Here is a 2,827-nt window from a genome sequence, read left to right as displayed (position 1 = left end):
CGGTCGCCGCCATCGCCCCGGTGGCGGGCATCGCGCCCGTGACCGCCATGGCCGACGTGGCCTCGGTCGCCTCCGTGTGTGCCCGGCCTGTCGGCGTCGCCCTGGTGTCCGGGGTCGACCCGGTGTCCTGCGTCGGCTCGGGCCGGAACGTGGCCTGGGTTCCGACGGTCGGCTCGTCGAGGGGGGCTCCGTCATCCGCGCCGCGGTAGCTCATCGCGGTTCCTCCGGCACGTAGGTCGGCGCGGGCATCCCGGGGCTCGGGCCCAGTCCGGAGAGCCAGGTGGAGTACATCCGGTTCCACGTTCCATCGGTTCGGATCCGCTCGAGCGTCGAGTTGACCTGCCGGACCAGACCGTCCGTGTCGTTCCCGGGAGTCGACCTGGCGATTCCCACCCCGTACGGCTCCGCGTTGAGCTGCGGGCCGACGATCTCCAGGTAGGGATCCTGGGCGGTGATGCCCACCAGGATGGCGTCGTCGGTGGTGATGGCGTCCACCTGGTTCTGTTGGATGGCCACGAGGCAGTCGGCCCACGTGTTGACCGACAGCACCGTGAGCCGGTCGAGCTCGTCCCACAGGCGTGAGGCCGACGTGGTTCCCGCCGCCACGCACACCCGCCGACCCTCGAGGTGTTCGATCTCGGTGATCCCGGAGCCCCGCACGGCCAACACCCGCTGGTAGGCGCGGTAGTACGGCACGGAGAAGGTGATCACCTCCCGGCGCGCACAGGTGATGGACATCGACCGGATCACCACGTCGACCTGGTTGTTCTCCAACGCCTCGATGCGGTTGGCCGAGGTCAGGGACCGGAACTCCACCTGGCCGGGATCCCCGAAGATGTCCCGGGCGATCTCCCGGGCCAGGTCCACGTCGAAACCGGTGAGCTGACCGGTGGCCGGGTCACGGAAAGAGAACAGGTTGGACCCCTGGTCCAGGCCCACGATCAACCGCCCCCGATCCCGGATGCGGGGGACGCGCTCCTCGGGTGTGGCGTCATCGGGGCGCAGACTCGGGAGCGGGTCGCAGGATTCGTCCGCCGAGACCTGGGGTAGCCCCGTCGGACTCTCTGTCGTCACGACCGCTCCGGCCGGTAGCGGCATCACGGCGGAGACCTCGGGGATGCCGACGTAGTCGGATCCGGTCACCACCGAGGCCGTCTCCCGGCCCGACCCGCCGTCGTCACCGCGCGCCTCGTCGTCGTCGTTGACTCCACACGCACCGGAGACCGCCAGGGCGGCCACCAGGACACCCCCGGTCACCACGCGGGCGGCCCGCCGCCCGGCGCTCCCCCCGGACCGCCACGTCCCCCGCGCGCTCACAGGTACTCCCTGATCCGGGGGGCGATCCCCACGATGACGGCGAAGGCGGCGAGGGCGGACAACGCCATGATGAGGTCCGGCCCGGTGGCGGAGGTGCGCCGTGCGTTGTCGATACGGGTGCGCAGCGTGTCGCGGGCCTCCTCGATCGCGTCCTGCATCGACTCGTCGAACTCGTCGAAGGCGGCCCCCGAATCGCCCTCGCCCTGCCCCGAGGAGATGAGGATCGCCCCCTGGTAGTCACCTTGCTGGTACAGCGAATCCGCGCGGTTCTGCGCGGCCATCCACTCGTCCAGGGCCTCGATCGCGTTGGTGACGGCGCCGTCCCCGTCCAGGCTGGTGCGGCTGCGGGACTCCTCGTCGGGGTCGAGGTAGACGGTCAACGTGTCGCGGACGCCGCCCAGGATGGCGGCCCGCTCGGCCGCGGACCCCTCGGGATCGGTGCGCCGCACCAGGTTCAACGTCTCCTGCGCGCGCACCTTCTGGGCGTTGATCCGCTGCCGGGTGAGCTCGTTCATCGGGGCCGCGCCCTCGGACAGTCCGCGCGCGTTGTTGTTGGCCGCCAGGAACCCGGCGATCATCGTGAGCAGGAAGGTCGCCACCATGAGCAGTGAGGCCAGCGCCAACGCGGGATTGACCCGTCGCCCGGTGATCTTCCACAACCACTGCTGCAGCAGCACCAGTATCGCGATCGCCGCCCCCAGCAGGATGAACGATCCCCAGGGCGGCGAGGACCACTCACGGTCGGACTCCCCGACGGAGGTGGACTGGCGGTCGTACAGGTCGGCGGCCGCGGGGAGGATCGTGTCCTGCATGAGGGTGGACGCCGACGCGAGGTACGCCGAGCCGACCGGGTTGGCGACCCGGTTGTTGGTCCGGGCCGTCTCCACGAGTCCGGTGTAGGTGGTCAACTGGGCGTTGATGTGCGCCAGCTGGTCGATCGACTCCTCGTCCGAGCGGTCGAGGCCCTGCGAGGCGGCGACGATCGACGCCGACGAGGCGGCGATGGCCTGCAGGTAGCGATCCCTGAGCTCGGCGGGTTCGATGCCCCCGGTGATGAAGGCGGTGTTGGCCGCCGAATCAGCGATGGTCAGGGAGCTGTACAGGGTCTGGGAGGCGTTGGCGACGGGCTCGACCTCGGCCAGCAGGGTCTCGTGGTGGCTCTGGCGTTGGGTGATGGTCTGCGACGCCACGGTGCCGCCGAACAGCACCGCCACGATCGCGACCACCGCGAAGACCGACATCCGACCCGGTGTGGTGAGGGCGTCGTTCCAGAACCGTGCGGCCCGGCGACGCACCGGACGGCGGCGGCTGAGCGCGATGTCCTCTGAGCCGGGGCCCGTGGACGTGCCCCCGCCGGAACCCCCGCCCGCACCCGGGGCGGACCCGGACCGCGCGCCCGGAGCAGAACCGGACCGCGAGCCGGGACCCGCGTCGCGCTTCTGCGTGAGGGTCGGAAGGCCCATCTGGTCAGTCACCTCCCGGTTCTCTCACCGCCTGTGCCGGGGATCCG

General features: G+C 71.0%; 3 protein-coding genes. All 3 read right to left on the bottom strand.

From position 1 onward, the window contains the following. A partial coding sequence (locus G6026_RS00850) for a hypothetical protein (RefSeq protein WP_182611961.1) occupies nucleotides 1-214 on the bottom strand: 214 nt, incomplete at its 3' end. Then, complete coding sequence (locus G6026_RS00845) at nucleotides 211-1,260, bottom strand: glutamate ABC transporter substrate-binding protein (RefSeq protein WP_107757412.1); 1,050 nt, start codon at nucleotides 1,258-1,260, stop codon at nucleotides 211-213. The genes G6026_RS00845 and G6026_RS00850, both read right to left, overlap by 4 nt. Before the next feature lie 53 nt (nucleotides 1,261-1,313). After that, on the bottom strand, nucleotides 1,314-2,780 hold the full coding sequence (locus tag G6026_RS00840; RefSeq protein WP_182611960.1) for a hypothetical protein: 1,467 nt from the start codon (nucleotides 2,778-2,780) through the stop codon (nucleotides 1,314-1,316). Nucleotides 2,781-2,827: the final 47 nt, after the last annotated feature.

Origin of the sequence: Dietzia sp. DQ11-38-2, assembly GCF_014145055.1 — a bacterium.
Taxonomy (GTDB): Bacteria; Actinomycetota; Actinomycetes; order Mycobacteriales; family Mycobacteriaceae; genus Dietzia.
Note: the sequence above shows the minus strand (reverse complement) of the source record. Positions and strands in the feature narration are given on the sequence as shown.

What these genes read in the sequence shown, in the direction of transcription:
- G6026_RS00840 (WP_182611960.1), bottom strand. Translation starts at nt 2,780, where the DNA reads ATGGGCCTTCCGACCCTCACGCAGAAGCGCGACGCGGGTCCCGGCTCG.